Consider the following 23,274-nt stretch of genomic DNA (forward strand, 5'->3'; position numbering starts at 1 on the left):
CCCATCATCATGGAAAAAGCCTACCGACACATCAGCTTCCAGTTTATAGCGCTGCTGCTGATCAGCATGGCTGGTTTTTGGAAAACATACCTTATCCGGTTTCCTGCTTTCTACGGCTTTGTCACGGCTCACCATCTGCACGGGTTACTTATGTTGCTTTGGGTGGTGTTGCTCATTGCACAGCCCCTGCTGATTCGGGCAAAGAACATCGAATTACATCGAATTCTGGGTAAGGCTTCGTACGTTCTCATGCCCCTCATGGTTCTTTCGATGCTGATGGTGACGTGGGTACAATATCAGCGCGGCCGTATCGCATCTACCTTTACTCACTGACCTTTCTCCTGTTCTGCCATAGTTCACTCCTGTACGCACCTTTTTCTGAAAGCTGGCATACATTGACAACACACGTGGTGAAACTGTCTTTTTGATAATCGTTAATCATCTTAAACCAAACCAATAGCCCCCATGACAACCACTACACAGCTCGGTCCGGCTTTTACGGCACCCGGCCAGAATGCGCATAACGCTCCCATGCTCAACGTATTAGGGATGCCCGTTGGCGTAAAACTGCAACACGCCCAAACCGGCGGTCAATTTTCATGTGTAGAGACGCATATGGCTCCTTTCCAGTTTGGGCCACCTCCCCACGTCCATTATGAACTGGATGAAATTATGCTCGTCCTCGACGGAACCATAACCGTTCTGGAGGGCGATCAGCCACGCGAAATTCCGACGGGCGGTTATCATTTCCGGCCGCGGGGCGTAGTCCATACGTTCTGGAACGCCCACGGCGAGCCCGCTCGGTTTCTGGATATGTATCCCGGAACACAGGATTTTGCGCATTATTTGGAAGAGCTTTCGGAGCTTGGGGCGGCTCTCCACGCCGAAGGGGCCAACCCGTTTGCTTCCGAAAGTCTGGTCCGGTTCAAAGCGTTGGATGCCCGCTACAATCATGAGGTTTTTTACGAACAAATGCCCGAACACATGGCCAAATATGGTCCGAAAGGGTAAACATTTACAACAAGGTGACAAATACTGATGAATGAGCCGCTTGAGGTCTGACCGGACCTCAAGCGGCTCTGTTAGTAGAATTTCCCGAGAGTCAGAAACGAAACCGTTTGCTGAAACCAGTTATAGTGTTCCAGCAAACGGTCTTTCTGCTGGCGGGCACTCGGAAGATTAAACTCATTCGACATCAGCAGCCAGGGCCCTTCCCCTTTGACTAATTTTTGAATATGTTCAAGAGTAAGTGTGTCAGGTAGTGCCGTTTCCAGGGTCGATCCATGATAACGCAGGTGTGCAGACGATTCATGAATGGATGATTGCTTTGGGGCTGAGCGCATGCCAAAGGTCGTTAGATTCCAGATAATCATGATAAAAGCAAAGAACCATAGGCCCATAAAAAAGCCAATGCCCAGATGCATGCCGATGATGGCGGCCAGACCATAAGATCGCCATTTCGAAGGGTATACCCACAGCGGATAGCCTGCTTCAAGCGCCAGTGTTCCCCATCCTAAGAGCAGCGATACAACAGGCCAGTTGGCTAGCCAGGCGGCATTATGATTGTCGAAGGGCGGTTGCATGACAGCCCGCCAGATGGCCTCGCCGTTCCACCATTGCTCCCCCAGCATTTTGTGTATACCCGAGAAAATATAAACAATGCACAGATGTAATTGAAGAATTCGACAGGCCATGGTAGCCTCTTCAGATACGGTCGTGCTGGAGTGTCGCCAACCGGTATGGATGGAAAAAGAGTGGCCTACGGGGAGCAACCAGCAATACAGCAGCGCGTTGTTGGTAAACGTATCATAGCCATAGGAAAAAAGAAGGGAGCTGTTGATCATCATCAGATTGATTCCCCAGGCCAGAAAGCCACTCACTCGGGTCTGAAAACCCAGCACCAGACTCAGTAGTGCCCCACTGTAGAAAAGTAAGATGGCTTTTAGTGCCGTCACTTCATCGACGCCCACAAAACGAAGCGAATTGGTTATCCAGGATAAACGGGGAAAATCTGGCATCAGTAACGCTTCGTTAAGTTCTCCTCTGATGAGTCCGTATTGCCCGTATACGTCCAGAAACTCGGATTCATGGTAGAGCACGGCGGTATGGACAAGGGTAAGCAAGCCAACACCCATACGAAAAAAGGCCAGTGGCGCGGCCGTCTGAGGCTGGTTCCAGAAAGTAGTCCAGATGGATTGAAAACGGGCGGGTAGCATAATCAGTGCAGGTAGAAAGGGTAGGAAGCGAAAAGGGTTGACTCTAACGACTTGCCCTGGCGATACTCGGCCTGGGTTGGCAGGAAATACATATACAGGTTCACGCGTACGCCCATCGCCTGGGGGTATCGTTCGAACATACGCGTAGCCAGCGACCGAGAAATCCACTCACGGGAAGCCGAATCATTGGCGAAATGCGTATAGATCGGAAAGACTTTGTTCTGGGTTTCGAAGCCGTAGTGAAGTTTGGTCCGCGTCCGCGAGCTATCGGCAAATGTCAGCGTAAAGTCGGCATCGACCGAATTGGATATGTCGGGTGAAAAAAAATCGTAGGCCGCTACGTTAAACCACCGGCAATAGTGATTGATCAGCCATTGCTGCTGAAGGTCGACCGAAAAAACAGACGCGACGTTTACCAGCAGGACGACACTTAGGTGGCCAATGGTCAGGTACAACAGGCTTTTGTACAAACGTTTTTTCATGGTCGTACGATGTAGCCCACGCTCCGTCCGGACGGAGCGTGGGTTAAGCTGATGAATCTACTGACGTTTGACAATCAGGCGATCAAGCCCTTTTATTCGTTCGAGGGCTTCCTGTAAGTTTTTCGACCAGATAATGTCGAAACAGCCGGGACCGATGATCTGGAGCCTATTGAGACGGATTTTGTTTAAATTAATATATGGAGTCAGCAATATACCTGAAGCAGCTTTACCGGCTTCAATCGTTTTCCAATCCATTTTTCCGTACGTTTTTTCAATAGCTCCTCCTTTCCCATCTGCTTCGATCAGCTTTATATGGTACTGACTTGCCGGGATTCCTTTTAACGATTCTTTTACCAGAGCCACTTCGTCCCGATTAAGGCCGGGTTTAGGCTGAGCAAAACTGCTGGCCAGGCCAACGACTACAATTAGTATGAGTGAATAGGCAATACGCAGGTAAGTTTTCATGATGATTTTCATTGGTTTAAAAAGTTGACGTGTAGATAGCGAAGGCTTCTCCGGAGAGGCCGATGACTATGATGAGTTAGTCGTAAACTGAATAAGCCGGGGAAACAGATCCGGTCATCGTGAAACGGGTGAGGGTAGACCATACACGTCCGCTCATCACATAAGCGCTCCATTCACCGGGTAAAGTGTCTTACCTTGGACTGTCTTCAATACCGTTAACGAGTAAGGCTATACCAGTTATGGGAAAGAAAATCTTGGTTTCGTTTGCAACGGCTTTCGAAAATATTCGGACTCGCTTTTTCCATACCATTTTGTCGATCCTGGGTATTGTCATTGGGGTGGCAGCCCTGGTGGCTATGCTGTCGTTAATTGATGGAATGGAGCAATATGCCCAGGAGCAAATCACGAAAACGACCTCGTTGAAAGCGATTTTGATCCAGCCCAATCTTGTTAAATCGGTGAATGGGGTGGGGGTGAAGAAACAGACCTATGACTTTCTGACCTACAATTCGTTCGGAAAGCTGCGTTCGTCCCTGACAAAACCCGCAACGGGGTACCTTTATAGTCGGCAGCCCGCTGAAATTACAGCAAGGGTAACCAAGCGAGATATCGGTACAATCGTGACTGGCATGAGCCTTCCGATGCACCCGGACATAGCCATATTGTATGGCAAGGCGTTTAGCGAAACGGACCTGAAAAACAAGCATACGGTTGCCGTTATCAACCAACAGCTGGCGAAACAGCTAGTGGGCAGGAAGCCAGAAAAAACGGCTATTCACCAGCAAATCGTGTACAAAGGTATTGCGCTGACCGTAATCGGGATTTCGGCCGATAAAGACGCCAAAGTTGGGCAGTTGATGATGCCTGTTACTCTGTTCCCGGATAGTGCCCTGAAAGCCGTACCGCCCATGTGTGTTATCGAAGCTGCGAGCGTAGAAGACGTGCCCGAACTGAAACAGCAGATCGAGCGCTGGCTGACCACCCATATGAAAACTAAACTGGCTGATTTTTCCATTATTACCAATGAGCAGCGTGTGAGTCAGGTAGCCAAAGGATTTCTCCTGTTTCGCCTGATTATGGGGATGATTGTGGGTATTTCGGTACTGGTGGGCGGGATCGGTGTGATGAACGTACTCCTCATTTCAGTATCGGAGCGGACGGTTGAAATTGGCGTTCGGAAAGCCCTTGGCGCAAAACGGCAGGATATACTGTGGCAGTTCCTCTCCGAATCCATCACCATCTCTACCTTCGGTAGTTTACTTGGATTGGGGCTTGGGCTGTTGAGCACACTGGCGTTCGTGCCCATTGTGAAAGCGCTCACAGACATCCCGTTTCAGATGGCGTACACCTGGAATACGTTCATTATCATCATGATCGTTGCGATGCTGATCGGTGTTATTTTCGGCACCTACCCGGCCATGCGAGCCGCCCGACTTGACCCCGTAGAAGCCATTCGACGGGAATAAGGGTAAAACGCCGATTTTATGATGCTGAGCCGTTGATGCGGATTAAGGGGAAGTATAATTTCCTGAATCTTTGGGAAAATCAGTAAATAATTCACCATCACAGGCTAACGATTTTAGATGTATTTCAACTGATTAAATCGTTAGTTGAGACAGGTGGGCCTTAAAAGAAGACGCGGGTAAACGTTTTGACAAACCCTAGCTACCAGCCCGAGGTCTGAAATAACCAGCAGACAGGTTCAGCCCGATGATGAGGGAATGACCAGAAGCCTTTTCTATTGTGAAGTCAGGGTGTGGATAGGTTCAAGTTGTCGCGATCAATGTATCGAGCGCAAATTACAGGGTGCCAGCGGGCTCCAGTGGCAAAAAACGTCATTTCGACTGAACCGGCTGAAAGCCAGTAGACAACGCAGTGTAAACGCAATTGTATATTGTTGCACTTGTAAGCTATGTTTATACCGATGCACCCCTATTTCACGTCGATTAAACTGCCCGGTTTATAGGATTGCCCCGAAAAGGCCGTGATCTTCCAGATACCGGCTATTTTTTCCAGTGCTACCAAATGCAGGCTTAAGTCGCCGTTTACATCGTTACCCTCGGTTACCAGGGCGGTGTCTCCGCTGATGCGAATCCGGGAGTCGGTGGTTTTATAGGGACTCGGTGTGGCGGCTACCGGAACACTCTGGAAATAGCCGCCGATCATCTTTTTCATATTGTCATACCCATACGCCTGAATCACCTGATGGTCGATGGTGATGATCTGGTAGTATAAATCCGGCGATTTTTTGAAGAACCCGCTAAACGCGTTCAGATCGTGTTTTTCGAAAACGAGTCGTATCCCATCCAGCGTTTTACGGATAGCGATCTCATCCGATGATTGAGCGCGAACGGTGGTAGTGAGCGAAATAACTGATAGAAACAGGACAACAACGAGATTGATTTTCATTCGTTTGTACGATTAGATTGATAAATCATTAGCTTAGTCGCAACTAACAGCCGGATTGGTAGCGACCTAAGTCGTTATTCTGCCGATGGTAGATACGTATGGCTTCAAACATAGGCGTCCTTAAGAAGCTGGGCAACATCCATTGAGGGAGGCTCGCTTACTATTGAGTGAGTAGGCTGAAAAGGCGGATGACCCAGGAAACGGTAGTTACGATGTTCTCCCTCAAAATAAAGGGCGCTTACGCAGAAAAAGCGGCTGTTCGCTCAACTCGCTTAGTGAGGATGCTCTTCATATTGGTAGCTTGCTTTCCTGGAAACCTGATCCTATACCTATGAACTACTGGCTGTTGCTTTTACTGGGGTGTTCCCTGATGGCCAAAGCGCAGCCGCCTGAATCAGAAAAGCTCGTCAAGGTCGTTCCGCCTGTGTCGCTGGTAGAACTTCGGGCTATTCAGCTCAAGGGCACACCCGACTGGTTAAAACCGCTGGATATTGCCAGTTATGCCTGGTTTTACGATGACCTGTCGGGATTGCCTGAACCATTCCAGGTCATTCATCAGCAACGGTTTCGGCCGTTTGTCCAAAGGCAGCAGACCTACGCAAAGCCCTCGCAATCGAAGGTGACGACCATTGTTACCTGGCTGGCCTTTCGGATTCAGAATACCAGTCCGAATCAATCAGCAGAAACCCTGCTTGATGTCGGCGGACACGGGCAGGTTGACTTATATACGGAGCAGGGGATGCCTGTACAGCAAATGGGTATCTATTTTACACCCTATAATCTTGACCAGTGGCGCCCTATTCGTTTACACGTTGGTCCGATGCAGACGACCACTTTTTTTGTGAAGATCACCGATCTGGTGCGTGTTGTTAGCCCCATCGTGCCTGCGCTGCACACGTCGCTGAGCCTGAAACTGGCCTTCGCCGACCGGGCGCATGTAGTCCGCTGGTTATTTCTGTCCATGGCGATGATCGTTGCCGGCTTGTTTATTATGAGTCTGTTTGCGATTACGCAGTATTATTTCAATCGGGATCTGGTTTTTCTATACTATGCCATTTTCTGTTTTGCCGCTTCCTTTTTAGCGCTGTGGAACATGAATTTTGCATTAGGGCTCGGCTTGCCGCTTCAGATGCGGTCGACAAACCAAAGCTTTACCTTTATTATCTCGTTCTTTTACATCCTGTTTGTTGCCCGGTTTATCGGCATACCTGCGCATTTTCCTAAAACCTGGGTGTTTCTGAAGGTAATGCTGGTTGTGTTTGCCAGCCAGGAAATTCTGGCTATTTATGAGTATGTCAACGGGCTTGTCTTTCGAACGAGCTGGGTGTATGTGGCGCAGGAGTTACCCTTTTTACTGACGGGTATCGTGGTCTTTGTTACGTTGTTGCGCAGTAAAAGTCCATTTCGAGGCTACCTGCTGGTTGGTATTAGCTGCCTGTGGGTCATCTCCTATTTTGTTGTATTTCTGGATGTTCGGTTTATGACGGGTAACCCATCTATTCTGGTGTTTGCCAACTTTCTTCCGTTCTTTTTCAGCCTGGGGATGTTGTTCGAGAATTTCTTTTTCCTGCTCGCCCTGGCCTATCGAAATCGGTTAGTCGAAGTAGAGAAGAACCAGATAAAGAGCCGATACACGCAGCAACTTGAAGAGCAGCTCGCCAAACGAACGCAGGAAATTGGAACCAAGAATTAACTCCTTGAAGAGAAACGAATTCAGCAACTGCAAACCGAATTTGATCATAAACTGGCCGATACCGAAATGACGGCCCTGCGGGCGCAGATGAATCCACACTTTATTTTCAACTGCCTGAATTCCATCAAATTATATACCCTTCAGAATGATACCGATAAAGCGTCGGACTACCTCACCAAGTTCTCGCAACTGATTCGGCTCGTACTGGAAAACTCCCGCGCCGACCGGATTTTACTACACCATGAACTGGCGGCTCTCCGGCTCTACTGCGATCTGGAAGCCATGCGCTTCAAAAACAAAGTAGTCGTAACGATTCGGATTGACCCCGGTATTGACCAGCAGTCGGTCAGTATTCCGCCCCTGCTCCTCCAACCCTACGTCGAAAATGCCATTTGGCACGGGCTCATGCATAAACTGGAAGGGGGCACCGTAGTGGTTGAGGTAACCCAGCCCACCGATGAGTACCTACACATTGAAGTAACGGACGATGGCATTGGCCGCGTCCGCGCCGGAATTCTGAAAAGTAAGTCGGCGGGTACCGGCAAGTCGTTTGGTATGCAGGTAACGGCCGATCGTATTCGCCTGATCAATGAACGTTACAATACTCATACCCAAGCCAGTATTTTCGATTTAGCCGCCCCCAACGGCGAACCCCTCGGTACGAAAGTCGTGCTGGATATACCAATTTAAAGGTGAAATCGGACCGCCGAAGCGGAGTGAAAGAGTGAAAGGGCGGCTACAGCACAACCTCTCTTCACTCTTTCGCTCTTTCACTCTTTCACTCTTTCGCTCCGCTTCGGCGGTCCGATTTCGCTCATTATGACGGCACTTATCATCGACGACGAACCCGACAATGTGCAGTTGCTGGCGCTGCAACTGGCCCGGCACTGCCCGCAGGTGGCTATTGTTGGGCAGTTTACCGACAGTCCGTCGGCGTTGCTTGCCTTGCGGACGTTGCGGCCTTCGCTGGTTTTTCTGGATATTGAGATGCCCATGATGAACGGCTTTCAATTGCTTGAACAACTGGGTGAGGTGTCGTTTCAGGTGGTTTTCGTAACCGCTTACAACCAGTATGCTGTTCGGGCCTTTCGGTTTGCTGCGCTCGATTACCTGCTCAAGCCCGTCGATACCGTTGATCTGGTGAATACTGTCCGTCGGGCTGAGCAGGCTAGTCTTTCGGCTTTGGGTGTGTTGGGTACGGCGCAACTGGACTTGTTACGGGCCTGGTATCCGGCCACACCGGGCAGTGGCTCTGCCCCAACATTACCGACAAAAATAGCGCTGCCCCATGCCAACGGATTGACGTTTGTGGAAACCAGCCAAATTCTGTACGCTGAATCGGACAGTAACTACACGCATTTTGTGCTGGAAACTGGGGAGAAATACCTTGTCTCCAAAACCCTCGGCGATGTTCAGGAGATGCTGGAAACCCGAAATTTCCTGCGCGTACACCGGCAATACGTGGTGAATTTAGACTGCATCAAACGCCTTGTGAAAGGGGAGGGTACGTACCTGATTTTGACGAATGGAGCCACAATCCCCGTATCGCGACAGCATAAGGACAAGTTACTGGAACGGTTTGGCTGGGTGTAGGTAACTGCTACGTTTCCACCAAGCCAAAAGCCCGTTCGGGGGCCTGGCTTTCGTGCTGGGCAAACTGGTTGGGCGTTAGATTGGTGAACTCCCTGAAATCACGTACCATGTGTTGATAATCGTGGTAGCCTAACTCCAGAGCAATGCTCAGCCAGTCTTTAGTAGGTTGGGCATTGCTGATCTTCATGGCGTTATCGAAACGGATAATTCGGTCATAGAGTTTTGGACTAACCCCTATGCGCTCAATGGCTTTCCGGTAAAATTGCTTGGTACTCAAACAGGCTTCTTTGGCCAGCCAGTCTACCGATCGGCTGGCTGGATGCATGAACCCGGATGCGTTTAGCATCAACTGGCTTACCTTATCAATGGGTAGGCTATCTTTTTTGGTTTTTCGAATGAGGTAGTGCAAAAACGTTTCGACGATGGCCGTCATGTCGTCGTACCGGTCCGTACTGCTCAGCCGTTCGTTGACAAGTCGGATTTCGGGCGAGAAGACAGTTTCGGCGTCGATAAAGGTGTTCGTGAACTCATGCAGGGGCAGACCCGTCAGCCGGAATAGGGCTCCCGGCTGAAAGACGACCTGAAAAATAAGGCAATGCCTCCCGATGTGCCGGTTCGTAACCACCGTGGGCTGACCAATCAGCGCCGAGCGTGACTTCTGTTCCCGACGGCCACTGTCGGCGTAGATTACCGTTTCGGGGTCGCGGGGGTAAAACGCCAGGCAGTGTTCCGGTCGTGGCCAGTAGGGTTTGACCGGAACAACAGACGCCGTAGAGAAATCGAGGTGAATGAGTTGAAAAAGCCTCACGTATTCGCGCAGGGCGGGGCTGGGCAGAAAGTAGTGAAGCAGCATATCACTTGAGCGATAAAGGTGGACCGAGTACTTTCATGCCATGTTCCAGATGAATCTTCTGAATTTCTTCTTCTGTCGGCTGCCCTTTGAATTGGCTCATTTTCGAGAAGAATTCCTCCATCTTACCGGCAGGTTGCACCTGATAAACCAGTTTGCCGGTGTCTGACAATTGAATCCAGGTGTGGGGCACGTTGCGGGGACCAAAAATGGTATCGCCGGACCGTGCCGTCATTTTCTCGTCGCCTATCTGAAACAGGTATTCACCCTCAAGTACGTAAAAAATCTCATCCTGGTCAAAATGAACATGATAGGATGGGCCGGTTTTCTGTTTGCCCACGTATTCAAAGATGGCCAGTGCCCCGCCGGTATCTTTTGAAGATACCTTGAGGTCGTTGGGATTGACACCCCGAAAGGGTGTTCGTTCACCAAACCGGCTTTCCCCGGCTTTTACTATAAAGCCCTTACCAGAAACGGGATGGCTTATCGGGCTGGCCGGAGTGCTGGCCAGGGTCTTTGTGGCTGTGATCGGTAAGGCCGACGCGACGGCGGCTGCGGTTATAAATTTTCGGCGTTGCATAATGGGCTATGATTAGCGGTGTTATGCAAATGTTGTCATTGAGTCGGGGATGACGGTGGTAAAAATCGGGCATTTTTCGGTACAACGAACTGGTAGATAAATATATGTCAAGTGGTTGATTATCTGAATGTATCGTACGGCGTCGTCAAAAAATAGCGATGGAAACTGACAGCTCGGCCAATTTCTCTAGCCTTAGTAGGCTCTATTTGACTAATGAACTGTTAATAAATTACCCTATTCACTGGTTAAAGTCCGCTTTTTGGTGGGGATAAATGGCGTAATTTGTTAGCGCATATTAGTTTATTCTTTCTCCTTAATGAATTCTCTACGAGTATACTTTACTATTTTTATTACGCTTGTTGTTACTATTGCAAAGGCCCAGAAGATTACTGTTAACTACTTGCCGGGGCCTGTCTGCATCCAAACACCGGCTATTATCCCATTTACTGTCTCTGGGCGATTCGGCACGGATAACCTATTTAAGGTGCAGATTCAGAGCGCCTACAACGGTCAGTTGCTGTATACCTCACCGGGGGTATCAGCCAGCCCGGCACGCCTACAGATACCCACTGATTTGCCGTATTACTATGATTCGGGCCGGTATCAGGTACGGGTTATCAGCAGTAACCCGTATGCTGAAAGTGCCTGGACAAGTTTGCCGGCCGTTCAGGAGACGGCCGTCGTAACCCTTGCCCCGCTGTCGTTTTCGATCGTTAACCCAAATCAGGCCGTGGCATTACGGTATCTGGTCAAGGGGAGTAGCCCGGTGAGTGTTACGCTAACGGATGGCACCCAACATGAATTGGCGGGTTGCTGTAACAATCAGTTTGAGAACCAAAGCTTCATTTATCCCGAAAAAACGACTACCTACGCCATTGCTTCGGTGCGGAATGTCTGTGGCGTTGGAAAAGGTCAGGGTTCATCAACGCTGACCGTCAATCCGATTGCAACAAAAACTATGTCCGTCACGCCTTCCCGGATTTGCTCCGGAAATTATGTCTATGTCGCTTACAGTAAGTCTGGCGGAGCATTTGCGGCCGATAACAAATTCAAGGTTCGGCTTATTACCTACAATCCCTTTGCTTACGATCAGCCGGGGGGTAAGTATTATGATTTTGACGGAGAAGAGTCAAACGGAACGGTTCGGGCTTTCATCCCCGCTTCATTCGAGGGAGGATACTCTTTTTACGTACAGGTAGTGACAACCAATCCGGTAACGGTCAGTGATCCGTCGACGGGTGGGGTTAGTATCAATCCGCCCGCTACGGCTGAGCTGGTGACCGCCAGCCCAGTCATCAATTATGGGCAGCAACAGACACTGGCGGTGCAGGTAACCGGACGAGGGCCGTATCAGGTCGTACTAAACGACAGTTTACAGATTCCAGTCGATGATTACAGCGAAGGAAGTGGTTTTGGTAGTATTCAGGTAAAGCCCCGCCAGACCACAACGTACCGAATTACCGGCTTTCAGACTACCTGTGGTCTGTCGCCTGTTAAAACATCCAGTACGATTGTAACTGTACGCCCGGGTGTAGCGATCGACTCATTGCCGGGAAGTGGCTTTACCCGCGGCCCGGTCTGCGAAGGGGCGTTATTAAAGTTACCTGTAAGCATGAACTTCGCTCCGCAGGCTGCCACCCGGTTTTTTGTCGACTTTCGCTACGGGGAGAAAACGCTGGCTTCGGCACCGGCAACCTGGCAAAATGGGAATATGCTCGCGCTGACCGTACCGGTGTTACCTACCGATACATCCAACTTTAACGGAATACGTCAGTATTCGGTACGGGTTCGTACAACAGCCCCGGATACGGAAGGAGGAATCGAGTTGAACCAGGTGTTGATCGTTGTCCGGAAACCCAACCCCATCTTTGCCACCTATACCCGTCAAATCACTCTCGATAAACCAGGCCTGGCCGCCGTAACGATTCGGAATCTGGGAGGAGGCCCCACCGAGATTAATTTTTCGAACGGGACGGTAATGTCTGCAAGCTGCTTTTATTGCGACGATGTCTCCACCGCACTATATGCCAGCCAGACAACTACGTTCCGGATCAACTACGCCCAAAACGCGTGCGGTCGGGTTGATAATCCACCCACGGAAGCGAAGGTAACGGTAAACAGCGCGTATCCGGTTGCTATTGAGATTGATTCGGTGCAGCAAAACCGGTGTAACAGCGATAGCATTCTGGTTTACTTTCGGACAAAGGGCACATTCGATGCGGGTAATGAGTTCCGGATTCAGGCGGCATCGCCCTCGCTGGGCGAGGGTTGGGGCTGGATCGACGGCCCGGTTGTAGGACGTGGCACGCGTAGTCCAATCCGAATAAAGCTGGGCGAGGATAGTAAAATTCGAATCAATGCAACGAGCCCGGTCGTGGTCAGTAATGAAATCCGGGTAGCCGTAAACCAGAAGCCAACGGCAGACCTCAATACCCCTGAAGGTATCAATTATTACCATTTGTACGGGTCTGAGCCCAATACCATACCGGCGGGTAGCTCGGTAACGCTGGATGTGAACTACCTGCGGGGAACCGGGCCGTTCCGTACGGTTTACACGGACGGGAAGACGGATTTTGTGAATTCATCCGGAACACGTGTTGTGGTTAAACCCGTTGGCCCGACTACGTACCGACTGAAGGCGATTGCCAATGCCTGTGGACAGGGAGAGGTAAACACGCGTGGTGTAACGTTTGTGCCGATGCCCTACCGGATTGAAGTCGCTGTGCGGCCGAGCAGCAACCCTTACTATTTCAGTTTCTGCGCAGGAAGCACCTGGAGTTTGCCATTTATAACCAACCCTGCCGCTCCTGCGGGTACCGTGTTTACGCTCCAGCTGGCTTCCCGGAAAGATTCCGTGTTTACCGACATTGCTACCACGACAACCCCGACGATGGTTGTTTCAGTACCCGCTTCATTGACGCCGGGGGATTATTACCTACGCATTATTGCCAAGTCTACCGGTTCCCGCACGGCTTCATTACCCGTACAGGTGTTCCAGCCGCCTACCGCCACATTGCTGCCCGTTGAACCCGTTTCGGCCACCCTGTCATCCGGTAATACCGCTTCGTTGAAAGTCAACCTCACGGGCTCATCACCCTGGCAGGTATTTTTCAGCGACAAAGCCTGGTCGTCTTTTTATGGATCACCGGGTATCCGTGAAATCCAGCCTCAGTCCGGGCGAAAATATACGCTGCAAACCGTGGCCAATGTGTGCGGCTACGGAACGGCGTCGGGCGAAGCCACCGTTTGGGTAAAGCCGCAGCTCCGTCTGGCACTCGATGCTAACGGAGGAGGTGTATGCGTGGGTAGTTCTGTTCCGTTTCAAGTGTTGACAACCGGCGATTTTCCCCCGAATACCAACCTTGATTTCTCCCTGATCAACACAGAATCGATGACTGAAACTGGCCTTGGAACCAACCTGATTGGGGTGACCCGTGTATCCTTGAAAATGCCCGCCGATCTGCCTCCGGGGACTTATCTGGTTCGGGTAACAGCCTCGGATGGGTCACAGGCGAGCAGTATGCCGTTTACGGTTAGTGTTCCGCCAAAGTACACGCTGATGGGTAGCACGACCATCAATGCCGGTCAGTCAACGTACTTGACCCTACGGCGTACCGCTCCGGCAGGGGGAACGGACGTGGTGCGCTACGTTCTGTCTGATGGCTACCAGGAAACGGTTATAGTGGATGGGCCCAGAGCGTCAATTCTGGTAGCACCCACCGAAACAACTACCTATACGCTGACAACCCTGGACAATGGATGCGGTGTTGGGCAGGGAACGGGAAGTGCGGTCGTTGTGGTCAATCCGGTACAGGACAAAATGGTCAGCGTGACCAACATGTGGGCCGGCCAGCTCTGTACCGGCACGTCCTTTTCGGTGACCTATAATACAACGGGGGCGTTTTCGGCGTCGAACAAATTCAGCGTGCAGCTATCCGACTCGACAGGGGGGAATTTTCAATCCCTGCCAACCACAGGCGTCGCAAGTCCGCTTGTAGTCATTATCCCTGCCAGCACACCCGTCGGTTTCGGGTATCGTTTACGCGTCGTGGCCAGTGATGCAAACACGGCCAGCGGTGCCAGCCCTTTTGCCTACCGGGTAGCAACCGGTGCAACCGCTGCGTTTGATTCGACTACGTATTACCTGCGTCCTAACACGGCTGTGCAACTCAAGGTACGTTTTACGGGCGATGGCCCCTGGTATTATACCGTCAGTTCAAATCAGAATTCGAGTATTTTCTATGCCACAAGAAATCCCGCTATTGTGGATTTTCGGCCCGTGCAGCCAACGACTTATCAACTTATTAACGTATCGAATGGCTGCGGACTGGGGCGGGTGGTAGATCCTTCTACGGCTCGGGTCGAATTAGTGACGGCCACCGAAACGGGTGAGCTACCTGAAGTAACGTTTTATCCGAACCCGGCCGCAGATCGAATCTGGGTAAACCTTAAAAACATACCTAAGCCCGTAACCCTTAGTCTAATCGACCTGAATGGGCGGTTGCTGAAGCAGGTTGTCGCGCGTCAGGCCATTACCGAGTTGTCAATAAGCGATCTGTCGAACAGCAGTCTGTTTCTGCGAGTGCAAGTAAACGAGACAAGCAAGCCGCTCATGTACCACGTTATTCGCCATCCGTAAGAACAGAGACTTGCTAACGGCATCTAGGGGAGAGTCGTTATGTGTCGTTTGATTGCTTGAGTCAAGATCGTCAGGCTACCGTCCGTCAAACCAACCAGCGATGTTGCTCATAGGCGTCATTCCAGAAATACCATTCCAGCCGACTCGACATCCGGAATGCTTCGCGCATTTGGGCTAACTCCAGCGGACCAGCGGTCTCGGCGTAAGCGTCTGTGAGAGCCAGCATCTGATTCACCGACTGGTCGAAGGCGTCGCCTGCGTAGGTGTCGATCCAGCTTCGGTATGGATTTTCCTGGATGGCCCGTTCGTAAATGTGTTTGCCTACCTGCCGGTAAATCCAGAAGCAGGGCAAAACGGCTGCTACACCAACAGCTATCGACTGAAGCGAGGTTGTCGCCAGCAGATAGTTGGTATAGGCAAAACAGGCAGGCATTTTCGCCGTTTCGGGCTGGATGTCGTAAAGCGAAAAGTAGGTTTCGTGCAACGCCCGCTCAACGAGAATAGCGTTCTGGGCAAACTGCGTGAAGGCCAGCATATCGTCGGGCGAAGTGGCTCGCGCGGCCAGTTGATTCAAGGCCCGGCTGAAGTCCGTCAGATAGAGAGCATCCTGCTGGATGTAGTATTGGAACGTTGGTGATGGAAGGCTACCCGCCATTAATTCATTGACAAATCCATGTTCGAGTATGGAGTTGTAGATTGGGCTGATGTCCTGCCAGAGTTGATCGGTGAATGTCATAGTAGCTTATTGCCAAACGTTGAAAAAATGGTGAACGGGGCCATGCCCATGTCCGAGTTTATACACAGCTCCCATCCGAAGGGCCTGGGTTAAATAATCTTTGGCAGCAGCTACCGCATCCACTACCGACAACCCTTTTGCCAGCCCGGCCGCAATGGCCGACGAGAGCGTACAACCCGTTCCGTGGGAGTTACCCGTCTGGATTCGTGTGGTTGGAAAGGCATGCTGTTCGGTGGCCGATAGATATAGTAAATCGGTACTTTCGTCCGTTGTCAGGTGGCCTCCTTTCACCAGAATAGCCCCCGGACAAAGCGTTGCCAGATCAACGGCGGCCTGCTGCATGTCGACCATCGTCTCGACCGGTCGGCCCAGCAGTACGCTGGCTTCGGGCAGGTTGGGTGTGATGACGGACGCAAGGGGCAATAAGTATGTTTTGAGTGCGTCGACGGCTTCATCCTGCAACAGTTTGTCGCCACTTTTAGCCACCATAACGGGATCTAGCACAATCGTTTTAACGTCAAACTCGACCAGCGTTTTCGCCACCTGTTCAATGACTTCGGCGGAGTGGAGCATGCCGATCTTCACCGCATCGGTACCAATGTCGCTCAACACCGCTTTCATCTGTTCGGCAATGAACGCCGGAGGCACCGGCATAATGCCCGTTACGGCTTTGGTATTTTGGGCGGTCAGGGCCGTAATCACCGACATGCCGTAGCAGCCCAGGGCGGCAAACGTTTTCAGGTCGGCCTGGATACCGGCGCCCCCGCCACTATCCGACCCGGCAATGGTGAGGGCTCGTGCGTATGTTTTCATGGGTTTATAAGCAAAAGAGTGACGCTCCGACGTATCGGAGTGTGAAAGCGTACTTTTGGTCGTAATTATCTGTAGTTCTTAAAGAAACTTTCTGTGGTGTCAGGTTCTTCAACCTGACTGATGCGGTTTCTCAAAACCGTATAGATGCATTTGATTAGGTTTTGAGAAACCTGGCGCGTGTCCGGTTCAAAACCCGACACCACTTCAATGGCCCTGAACCCCCTGTGCATCATCCAGCAGCTTTATCAACTCAAGACTAGCTTCATACGGTGACAGTTGCCCGCAAATGGCTGATACCACAGCGGCCCCCTACGCACCAGCCTGAAGAATGGATTGAATATTAGTCGCATTGATGCCGCCAATGGCAAAGGTGGGCAGGCTGGTTAGCTGGCAAATAGCCCGAAGTCCATCTAACCCAAGCAGGCTTGACGTATCCTGTTTCGTGCCCGTCGGAAAAATGGTGGCGATGCCGAGGTAGTCCAGATTGGCACCCCGAGCCGCTTCCAGTTCCGCCATATTATTAATTGACAGGCCAATGATTTTGTCCGGTCCAATGAGTGACCGAACGAGTTCATGCGGCATATCGTCCTGCCCGACGTGAATGCCATCGGCATCAACGGCCAGGGCAATGTCGACCCGGTCGTTGATAATGAGCTTGGCACTGTAGGCTTGCGTAACACGTTTCAGGGCCATGCCCAGTTCCACAAAGGCGCGGGTGGGTAAGTCTTTCTCGCGAAGCTGCACCCAGCGAACACCCGCCCGGCAAGCCTCTTCGACCACGAAAGGCAACGTATGGCCCGCCTGCTGCGCGATGCCGCTATCGGTCACTAAATAGAGCCCGTTCACGCGTGTGTCAGTTGGAGTCTTTCGGTGATGGCCGTTTCAGTCAGTTCGTAGAGGGCGTCGAGGAAATTGAGTTGCAGGCTGCCGGGAGCCGCTTTTTTCTCCACGGCCAGTTCGCCCGCAATACCCATAACGGCCATGGCGTATGTGGCAGCCTGGAAATAATCGGAATTGACGGCGGCAAAGGCACCCGTCAGGGCCGTGGCGGTGCAGCCCATGCCGGTTACTTTGGTCATGAGCGCATGGCCGTTACCGATGGCTGCCGTTTTATCGCCCTGAATGATGTAATCGGTTTCGCCACTGATCACTACTACACCACCGGTTAAGGCACTCAACCGCCGGGCCGCGTCGATGGCGGCTTCGGAGCCGTACAGACTGTCGACGCCTTTTGTTTGGGCATTCAGACCCGCCAGTGCCATAATTTCGGAGGCATTTCCACGAATCACATCGGGGGCCGCCAGGGCCAGTAACTCCGCACTTACCTGATTTCGGTAGGCCGTAGCGCCAATGCCAACCGGATCGAAAACAATAGGTTTGCCCAATGCCTTCGCCTTTAGCATAGCCAGCCGCATACCGGCTACAAACGTAGCATCGAGCGTACCGATATTGACGACAAGCGCATTGGAAATGGAGACAAAATCTTCCACTTCTTCGGGGGCATGAACCATAGCGGGCGAGGCTCCTAACGCCAGCAGAGCGTTAGCGGTGTTGTTCATCACCACGAAGTTGGTAATGTTATGGACAAGCGGTGCCTGAGCGCGAATGCGTTCGACGTCGGTCCAGATGGATGGAGCAGATTGGGGCATAGTTGCTGCAAATGAGTTCAGAAAACAGCAACTTTAGGAGAGCGGTGGGCTTCTCGGTAACTTTTCCCTACGGCAGTACCAGCTGCATCAGGTAATGAGGGTATCCTCTCAGTCAGTCCGGTTTGGCACTGACACCCCTAAAGTTGTGGGGCAAAGGTAGGGGATAATGAATTACGAAATTGTAAAAAATACACGCCCATCGGCTGACTTTAGAAAGTTTACGATAGCTTTACAGCCAACATTCCTACTTCTCGAAATTCGTGAAATCGACCTCTGTTCGTTACCTGATTCTCCTCTTGTTTACGCTGGGAGTAGCCCGGCAAACCATCGCCCAAGCCCCTGACAATACGTTCGTCATTGGTGATATGCTTCCCAACGCCCCCGAGCTGTCGGCTCGGGGAGCTTATGCTGTTGGCGTGCGATCCCTCACCGTCGTTCACAAAGATCAGGTCGATGTGCTGCACCAGAAAGATGGTAAGCATCCGTTGTATGACCGCTCCCTTACTCTGGAAGTTTGGTATCCGGCTCGTATTCCCGCCGACAAGCCAGCTACGGTAACGTATGAATCCGTTTTTGGCGTCGCCAACAACCCCAACCGCCCGCTGGTTCCGTTTACATTTACCGGCCGCGCCAGCCGTGATGCCGAACCCGACGTCACCAGTGGAGCCTATCCGCTGGTGATTGTGTCGCATGGGTACCTTGGGTCTCGGCTCCTGATGACCTACCTGACCGAAAACCTGGCGTCTAAAGGATATGTGGTTGTTGCTATCGACCACATGGAATCCACGTATCGCGATGCGGCCGGATTTCCCAGCACGTTGGTGAATCGGGCTATCGATGATTTGTTCGTGCTGAACGAAATGGCCCGGCTGAGTGCCAAAGGCAGTCAATCGTTCCTGTCTGGTTTGCTCAACGCCGACAATACGGCCCTGATTGGGTATTCGATGGGTGGCTATGGAGCTCTGAATGCTACTGGGGCGGGGTTCAGCCCTCAGGCCATGAAGGCATTCGGGCAACTGGCGCAGGGCAGTACGGCCCTCGAAGTCCGTACGATGGATTCGCCAGCCTACAAAGCGTCACTCGATCCTCGTATTAAAGCCGTTGTTGCCTTTGCGCCCTGGGGTATGGAACGGGGTATGTGGGATGCCAAAGGGCTGGCGGGGCTGACTCTGCCAACGCTGTTCGTAGCTGGTAGCAAAGATGATATATCGGGTTACGAAAAAGGTATAAAAGCCATTTATGAGGGGGCCGTCAACGCCGACCGGTATATGCTCACCTACCTGAACGCCCGGCACAATGTGGCCCCCAATCCGCCACCGGCTTCGCTGATCCCCGGCGTATCACCCGATGAGTACATGCATTACGCCGAACCCGCCTGGAACGAGCGCCGACTCAATAACATCAACCAGCACTTCGTCACGGCTTTTCTGGGCATTCACCTCAAGAAAATGGATTACGCCAAATACCTGAACATCCCCGAAACCGATGCCGCCGGACCGTGGACGGGCTTCAAACCCCGGATGTCGGTTGGTATGGAAATGCGCCATGCCAAGCCGTAGAACTGTATAATTTTAGTGAGTTCTTTTACTGGCTGTTATGGCGCAAAAAAGGCGTTAGGGCAACGAGCACAAAACTGACAATGGAAAACAACTCCCGTTTCTGAAAATTGGCGATTACGGTTGGGTGAATCGTATTGATTTTCCTGATCTGCTTGGCGGTTAGGTGGTCGAAATTCAGTGTCTGGATATACTGATTAATTGGTACTTGGTTCTGGATGGTGAAAAACAAATCAAAAAAGAACAGAAAGAGTGCTGAAGCAAACAATTACAAAATAGGTTTTCGCCACTGCCCAATGAATACTAGTAGTGTTAGGACGTAAACGATCAGTATAAAGGGACTAAAAAATTGCATGCGTGCGCCCATAAACCCATCGGTAATCTGCCACGATTCGGCCCATCGTACTGATGGCATGAGGTCGCCCGCTGGGTTGATGATACCAAAAATGGATGGGTTCATCATGCTTGAAAAATGAATTCCTGCATGTAACCCCGTGACGATAATCAGCAAAATTAGTAAAACCGTTTGGGCGATGGTTATGAATTTGCCTTTCGCTGTTGATTGATTAACAGGTGAAGCCGAAACAAGCTGAATGGGATTTTCCATGCGTTAGAGAGGCTTCGTTGCGGGTATTTCGACACTTACTTCTTGCGCCCGTTGCCAGGCCGTCCAAGCGAGTAACAACCAGGGAAATCCCCAGAGACCAATTAACTGAGCCGGTCTTGCACCCGTAATAATGAGTATCGGAAACATGAAAACAAAAGGGAAACCACCCACAACAAGTGGTACATAGCGTTTCCAGCCCGTCCAGATGTTGGCGTTCAAACTGGCAAGGCCAACCACCACCATGCCAATGCCGCTCAGGAAAGCGCCCATTGGGGCAAAAGGTAAAGGCAACCATTGCCCCAATATATAAGCAGCGGCTCCGGCCACAGGGATGAATAATAAGGATTGTTTTTTGCCGAAGCCGGTGGGTTCCCCTGCTTTCCAGAGCGATAATGCACCCACAAACATGCCCACTTTGGAAATAAGCCCGATCCAGCCTCCCTGTTCGGTTGGAACGAAGGCGTCATCGGATAGGAAAATGAATGGTGCCAGCAAACGACCTTTTGTTTCTGCTTCGACGGCTCCCAAAAACCAAAACTGGAACCCAAAGGCCAAAAGGCCTATGCCAGCCAATAAATAAGCGACTGCTGCCCGGCGGAGGTGTGTGCTTGAATGGTCCATACTTGTGCGATTGATGAGCAAAATTGAACAAAGCACGAACGGAGAGCATAGTAAAAAAACGACAACCTCATAAATGAGCGTCTCAGTGCGGTGAGTATCGCCTGAAGAAATCCCGGTGAGCCAGCTCTTCCTCAAACAACTGACTGGGGTTGGTGCCCGCAAACTGCTGAAAGTCTTTTATCAAATGATTTGGGTCATAATAATGACAGTCGTAGGCAATATCGAGCCAAGAGCGGGCCGGGTTGATTTCGCGGAGTTTATAGGCCTCCCGGAAGCGGGCAATGCGAGTGAATAGCTTGGGACTGACGCCCAGCCGCTCCCGAAACTTACGCTCAAATTGACGTGTACTCAAACAGGCATCATGCGCCAGCTGATCAAGCTGGTGATACCCCGCTGGCTGGAGCATCTGTCGGGCAACAATATCAATGGGTAACATCGTTTGGCGACACTGAGCCGCTTTTCGTAACAGAAACGCTTCAACAAGCTGGATCATGGCCGCGTAGTCGGCGGCTTCCGGTAATCGTTCATGCACTTCCCGCACCGCTTTGCCGGTGACAGCTTCCAAATCCGCGTGGCCATCGACTAACAGGTTCATGGGAACACCCAGCAATCGAAACAGACTCCCCGGCTGAAAACTGACTTTCAGCATCAGGTAATTTGGATTAATGGTGATATTCATTCGGGTAAGTGGCTGCCCTACTACGATACCTGGTGTTGCACCCTCAGGTGTTTTATTGCCCGTTTTAGTGCTGCTGGGTAAATCGAAGGGGTAGAAATATAGGCACTGCTCCGTACTGGGTGGGTAGGGTTTTACGGGTAACTGCTCGCGTGAGATTCTCGGATCAAGCTGGACGTGAATAATATAATAATGCCGAACAAATGATGTCAACGCTGGATGGGGAACGTACTCTCGAAAAAAAACCATACGTGCTTTTGGGAAATAAACTGGCATCTGTTAGTGTAAACGATCTGCCAAATGCCAGTTAGTGCAAGCTTAATCAACATTTGATTCGTAACGAAATTGATTACGCCTGGTTTTATGCCGCTTCGTCGTGGATCAGGCTTTTTATGCCAGCGGCAAGCTCCGGGGTGACGGTGACGCCATGCACATGTTGCGCGTGTTCGGCGGCCTGGGTCAGAACTTCTTCGTCAGTTTCGGCCCGTACAATGGCCTCGCAATCAAAACCGGCGTCTCTACAGTGTAATGTCTTCATGAATCAAGTAGGTTTTAGTAGATTATGAGTTGGCTACCAATCAATAAGTTATGTGGTTTGCTCGTGCAGACTTTTAACTATTGAGTGAGTGGTCAAAGACTTATTCTGCAGTTTTGATACGACGGCATATGATTTGTTAACCCGGAATACAGGTTAACATTTTAAAGTAGAAACGTTAACCTGTATTCCTTATAGATGCGTTAGCCATTCTAGCTAACAGGCTGAATAGAGGAGTGACATAGGCTATTCCGCTGATTTTACACGCTTTGTTTTTGCTACATGAAACGCACAATTCCATTCTTAATTCTATTGCTGGCAGGCAGCCTGACCAGCCAGGCTCAGTCGTTTGGTAAACTCGTGAAGAAAACACCGGGTATGGTGTCATACACCCTGCGCGAGAGTTTTTCGAAAGACGTTCCCGGTACGCTGGATAAAGTAAAAGCCTGGGGCATCACCGATATTGAGTTCTCAAGTCTGTTCGGAAAAACCGCTCCCGAACTGCGGGCCCTGCTCGATCAGCGCGGACTGACGTGTAGCAGCTATGGCGTGAGCTACGATGCCATTGCCAATAAACCGGATTCGATTCTGCAAAATGCCAAAGCGCTGGGTGTTAAGTTCGTACGGATTGGGTCAATCCCCCACAAGAGCGCAGCTACGCTGGAGATGATGCAGCAGGCGGCAGACGTGTTCAACCGATTCGGGAAGCAGGCGCACGATCAGGGGATTATGTTCTGCTACCACAACCACGGCTTCGAGTTTCAGCCCTACGAGAACGGAACCTTATTCGATTACCTGGTTGCTAAAACCAATCCCGACCATGTCGGCTACGAAATGGACGTTACCTGGACCTATCTGCCCGGTCAGGATCCGGCTGCGTTGCTGATGAAATACCCCAAGCGGTTCCGGCTTATTCACCTCAAGGACGTGGAGAAAGGCGTGGCTAAAAGCGATAAGGGAAGCATGGCTAACGAGCAGTCGGTGGTGTTGGGTACCGGCCAAATTGACTGGCCTGCTGTTCTGAAGGCCGTAAATAAATCATCTATCGCGCATCTCTATATTGAAGATGAAAGCAAAGCCGCTGAACAACAGGTGCCCCAAAGCTTGAAATACCTGAAGAGTTTATAAACGACAGCAGTAATAATAAACGCCAG

The 23,274-nt window shown here is 51.1% G+C and carries 24 protein-coding genes and 1 riboswitch; of the genes, 9 read left to right on the plus strand and 15 right to left on the minus strand.

Going from position 1 to position 23,274, the window contains the following annotated elements; all coding sequences use genetic code 11:
• The first annotated feature begins 9 nt into the window (after positions 1-9).
• Both ACYVK4_RS29165 and ACYVK4_RS29170 read left to right on the plus strand, forming a co-directional pair.
• The gene (locus ACYVK4_RS29165) at positions 10-333 is read left to right on the plus strand and encodes a hypothetical protein (protein WP_461131111.1); all 324 of its coding nucleotides are present in this window, start codon (positions 10-12) and stop codon (positions 331-333) included.
• Positions 334-465: 132 nt separating this feature from the next.
• A complete protein-coding gene (locus tag ACYVK4_RS29170) occupies positions 466-1,011 on the plus strand; it encodes a cupin domain-containing protein (protein ID WP_461131112.1) in 546 nt (181 codons plus the stop codon).
• Between the two features lie 71 nt (positions 1,012-1,082).
• Here ACYVK4_RS29170 and ACYVK4_RS29175 read toward each other — a convergent pair whose 3' ends face one another.
• The 3 genes from ACYVK4_RS29175 to ACYVK4_RS29185 are packed head-to-tail and all read right to left on the minus strand — an operon-like array spanning position 1,083 to position 3,175.
• Entirely contained in the window at positions 1,083-2,216 is a 1,134-nt protein-coding gene (locus tag ACYVK4_RS29175; RefSeq protein WP_461131113.1) for a hypothetical protein, read from the minus strand.
• Positions 2,217-2,218: 2 nt separating this feature from the next.
• Positions 2,219-2,698, minus strand: a complete 480-nt coding sequence (locus tag ACYVK4_RS29180) for a hypothetical protein (RefSeq protein WP_461131114.1) — start codon at positions 2,696-2,698, stop codon at positions 2,219-2,221.
• Positions 2,699-2,755: 57 nt separating this feature from the next.
• Positions 2,756-3,175, minus strand: a complete 420-nt coding sequence (locus ACYVK4_RS29185; RefSeq protein ID WP_461131115.1) for a hypothetical protein — start codon at positions 3,173-3,175, stop codon at positions 2,756-2,758.
• A 227-nt stretch (positions 3,176-3,402) separates the two neighbouring features.
• On the opposite strand from ACYVK4_RS29185, the gene ACYVK4_RS29190 reads away from it, so the two are divergent.
• Positions 3,403-4,629, plus strand: a complete 1,227-nt coding sequence (locus ACYVK4_RS29190; RefSeq protein WP_461131116.1) for an ABC transporter permease — start codon at positions 3,403-3,405, stop codon at positions 4,627-4,629.
• A gap of 466 nt (positions 4,630-5,095) precedes the next feature.
• Here the strand turns inward: ACYVK4_RS29190 and ACYVK4_RS29195 are convergent, their stop codons facing one another.
• Entirely contained in the window at positions 5,096-5,572 is a 477-nt protein-coding gene (locus ACYVK4_RS29195; RefSeq protein ID WP_461131117.1) for a nuclear transport factor 2 family protein, read from the minus strand.
• Positions 5,573-5,903: 331 nt separating this feature from the next.
• On the opposite strand from ACYVK4_RS29195, the gene ACYVK4_RS29200 reads away from it, so the two are divergent.
• The 3 genes from ACYVK4_RS29200 to ACYVK4_RS29210 all read left to right on the plus strand — a co-directional run bounded on the left by ACYVK4_RS29200 (position 5,904) and on the right by ACYVK4_RS29210 (position 8,858).
• The gene (locus tag ACYVK4_RS29200) at positions 5,904-7,265 is read left to right on the plus strand and encodes a 7TM-DISM domain-containing protein (protein ID WP_461131118.1); all 1,362 of its coding nucleotides are present in this window, start codon (positions 5,904-5,906) and stop codon (positions 7,263-7,265) included.
• Between the two features lie 66 nt (positions 7,266-7,331).
• Positions 7,332-7,955 (plus strand): sensor histidine kinase, encoded by a 624-nt coding sequence (locus tag ACYVK4_RS29205; protein ID WP_461131119.1) that lies wholly within the window; start codon positions 7,332-7,334, stop codon positions 7,953-7,955.
• 129 nt (positions 7,956-8,084) lie between these two features.
• Positions 8,085-8,858 carry a LytR/AlgR family response regulator transcription factor gene (locus ACYVK4_RS29210; protein WP_461131120.1) on the plus strand — a complete coding sequence of 258 codons (774 nt, stop codon included), beginning with the start codon at positions 8,085-8,087 and terminating at the stop codon, positions 8,856-8,858.
• A gap of 7 nt (positions 8,859-8,865) precedes the next feature.
• Here the strand turns inward: ACYVK4_RS29210 and ACYVK4_RS29215 are convergent, their stop codons facing one another.
• The gene (locus tag ACYVK4_RS29215) at positions 8,866-9,711 is read right to left on the minus strand and encodes an AraC family transcriptional regulator (RefSeq protein WP_461131121.1); all 846 of its coding nucleotides are present in this window, start codon (positions 9,709-9,711) and stop codon (positions 8,866-8,868) included.
• Between the two features lies 1 nt (position 9,712).
• Complete coding sequence (locus ACYVK4_RS29220; RefSeq protein ID WP_461131122.1) at positions 9,713-10,288, minus strand: cupin domain-containing protein; 576 nt, start codon at positions 10,286-10,288, stop codon at positions 9,713-9,715.
• Between the two features lie 316 nt (positions 10,289-10,604).
• Here ACYVK4_RS29220 and ACYVK4_RS29225 point away from each other — a divergent pair, with 316 nt between their 5' ends.
• Positions 10,605-14,927 carry a T9SS type A sorting domain-containing protein gene (locus ACYVK4_RS29225; protein ID WP_461131123.1) on the plus strand — a complete coding sequence of 1,441 codons (4,323 nt, stop codon included), beginning with the start codon at positions 10,605-10,607 and terminating at the stop codon, positions 14,925-14,927.
• An 85-nt stretch (positions 14,928-15,012) separates the two neighbouring features.
• Here the strand turns inward: ACYVK4_RS29225 and tenA are convergent, their stop codons facing one another.
• The 4 genes from tenA to thiM all read right to left on the minus strand — a co-directional run bounded on the left by tenA (position 15,013) and on the right by thiM (position 18,125).
• Entirely contained in the window at positions 15,013-15,663 is a 651-nt protein-coding gene (tenA, locus tag ACYVK4_RS29230) for a thiaminase II (RefSeq protein WP_461131124.1), read from the minus strand.
• A 6-nt stretch (positions 15,664-15,669) separates the two neighbouring features.
• Positions 15,670-16,476 (minus strand): bifunctional hydroxymethylpyrimidine kinase/phosphomethylpyrimidine kinase, encoded by an 807-nt coding sequence (gene thiD / locus ACYVK4_RS29235; RefSeq protein WP_461131125.1) that lies wholly within the window; start codon positions 16,474-16,476, stop codon positions 15,670-15,672.
• Positions 16,477-16,785: 309 nt separating this feature from the next.
• The gene (gene thiE / locus ACYVK4_RS29240; protein WP_461131126.1) at positions 16,786-17,322 is read right to left on the minus strand and encodes a thiamine phosphate synthase; all 537 of its coding nucleotides are present in this window, start codon (positions 17,320-17,322) and stop codon (positions 16,786-16,788) included.
• Entirely contained in the window at positions 17,319-18,125 is an 807-nt protein-coding gene (gene thiM / locus ACYVK4_RS29245; RefSeq protein WP_461131127.1) for a hydroxyethylthiazole kinase, read from the minus strand. Before thiM ends, thiE begins: the two co-directional genes overlap by 4 nt.
• 47 nt (positions 18,126-18,172) lie before the next feature.
• Positions 18,173-18,274, minus strand: a riboswitch (TPP riboswitch).
• A 111-nt stretch (positions 18,275-18,385) separates the two neighbouring features.
• On the opposite strand from thiM, the gene ACYVK4_RS29250 reads away from it, so the two are divergent.
• Positions 18,386-19,684, plus strand: coding sequence for an alpha/beta hydrolase family protein (locus ACYVK4_RS29250; RefSeq protein ID WP_461131128.1), 1,299 nt, complete (start codon positions 18,386-18,388; stop codon positions 19,682-19,684).
• Positions 19,685-19,709: 25 nt separating this feature from the next.
• Here the strand turns inward: ACYVK4_RS29250 and ACYVK4_RS29255 are convergent, their stop codons facing one another.
• The 5 genes from ACYVK4_RS29255 to ACYVK4_RS29275 form a co-directional block, all read right to left on the minus strand.
• Positions 19,710-19,949 carry a hypothetical protein gene (locus tag ACYVK4_RS29255; protein ID WP_461131129.1) on the minus strand — a complete coding sequence of 80 codons (240 nt, stop codon included), beginning with the start codon at positions 19,947-19,949 and terminating at the stop codon, positions 19,710-19,712.
• Positions 19,950-20,288, minus strand: coding sequence for a hypothetical protein (locus ACYVK4_RS29260; RefSeq protein ID WP_461131130.1), 339 nt, complete (start codon positions 20,286-20,288; stop codon positions 19,950-19,952).
• A 3-nt stretch (positions 20,289-20,291) separates the two neighbouring features.
• Positions 20,292-20,909, minus strand: coding sequence for a hypothetical protein (locus ACYVK4_RS29265; RefSeq protein WP_461131131.1), 618 nt, complete (start codon positions 20,907-20,909; stop codon positions 20,292-20,294).
• Positions 20,910-20,991: 82 nt separating this feature from the next.
• Positions 20,992-21,834 (minus strand): helix-turn-helix domain-containing protein, encoded by an 843-nt coding sequence (locus tag ACYVK4_RS29270; RefSeq protein WP_461131132.1) that lies wholly within the window; start codon positions 21,832-21,834, stop codon positions 20,992-20,994.
• A 112-nt stretch (positions 21,835-21,946) separates the two neighbouring features.
• Complete coding sequence (locus ACYVK4_RS29275; RefSeq protein ID WP_461131133.1) at positions 21,947-22,123, minus strand: DUF1059 domain-containing protein; 177 nt, start codon at positions 22,121-22,123, stop codon at positions 21,947-21,949.
• A gap of 279 nt (positions 22,124-22,402) precedes the next feature.
• Here ACYVK4_RS29275 and ACYVK4_RS29280 point away from each other — a divergent pair, with 279 nt between their 5' ends.
• A complete protein-coding gene (locus tag ACYVK4_RS29280) occupies positions 22,403-23,248 on the plus strand; it encodes a sugar phosphate isomerase/epimerase family protein (RefSeq protein WP_461131134.1) in 846 nt (281 codons plus the stop codon).
• Positions 23,249-23,274: the final 26 nt, after the last annotated feature.

This window comes from Spirosoma aerophilum, assembly GCF_054782495.1.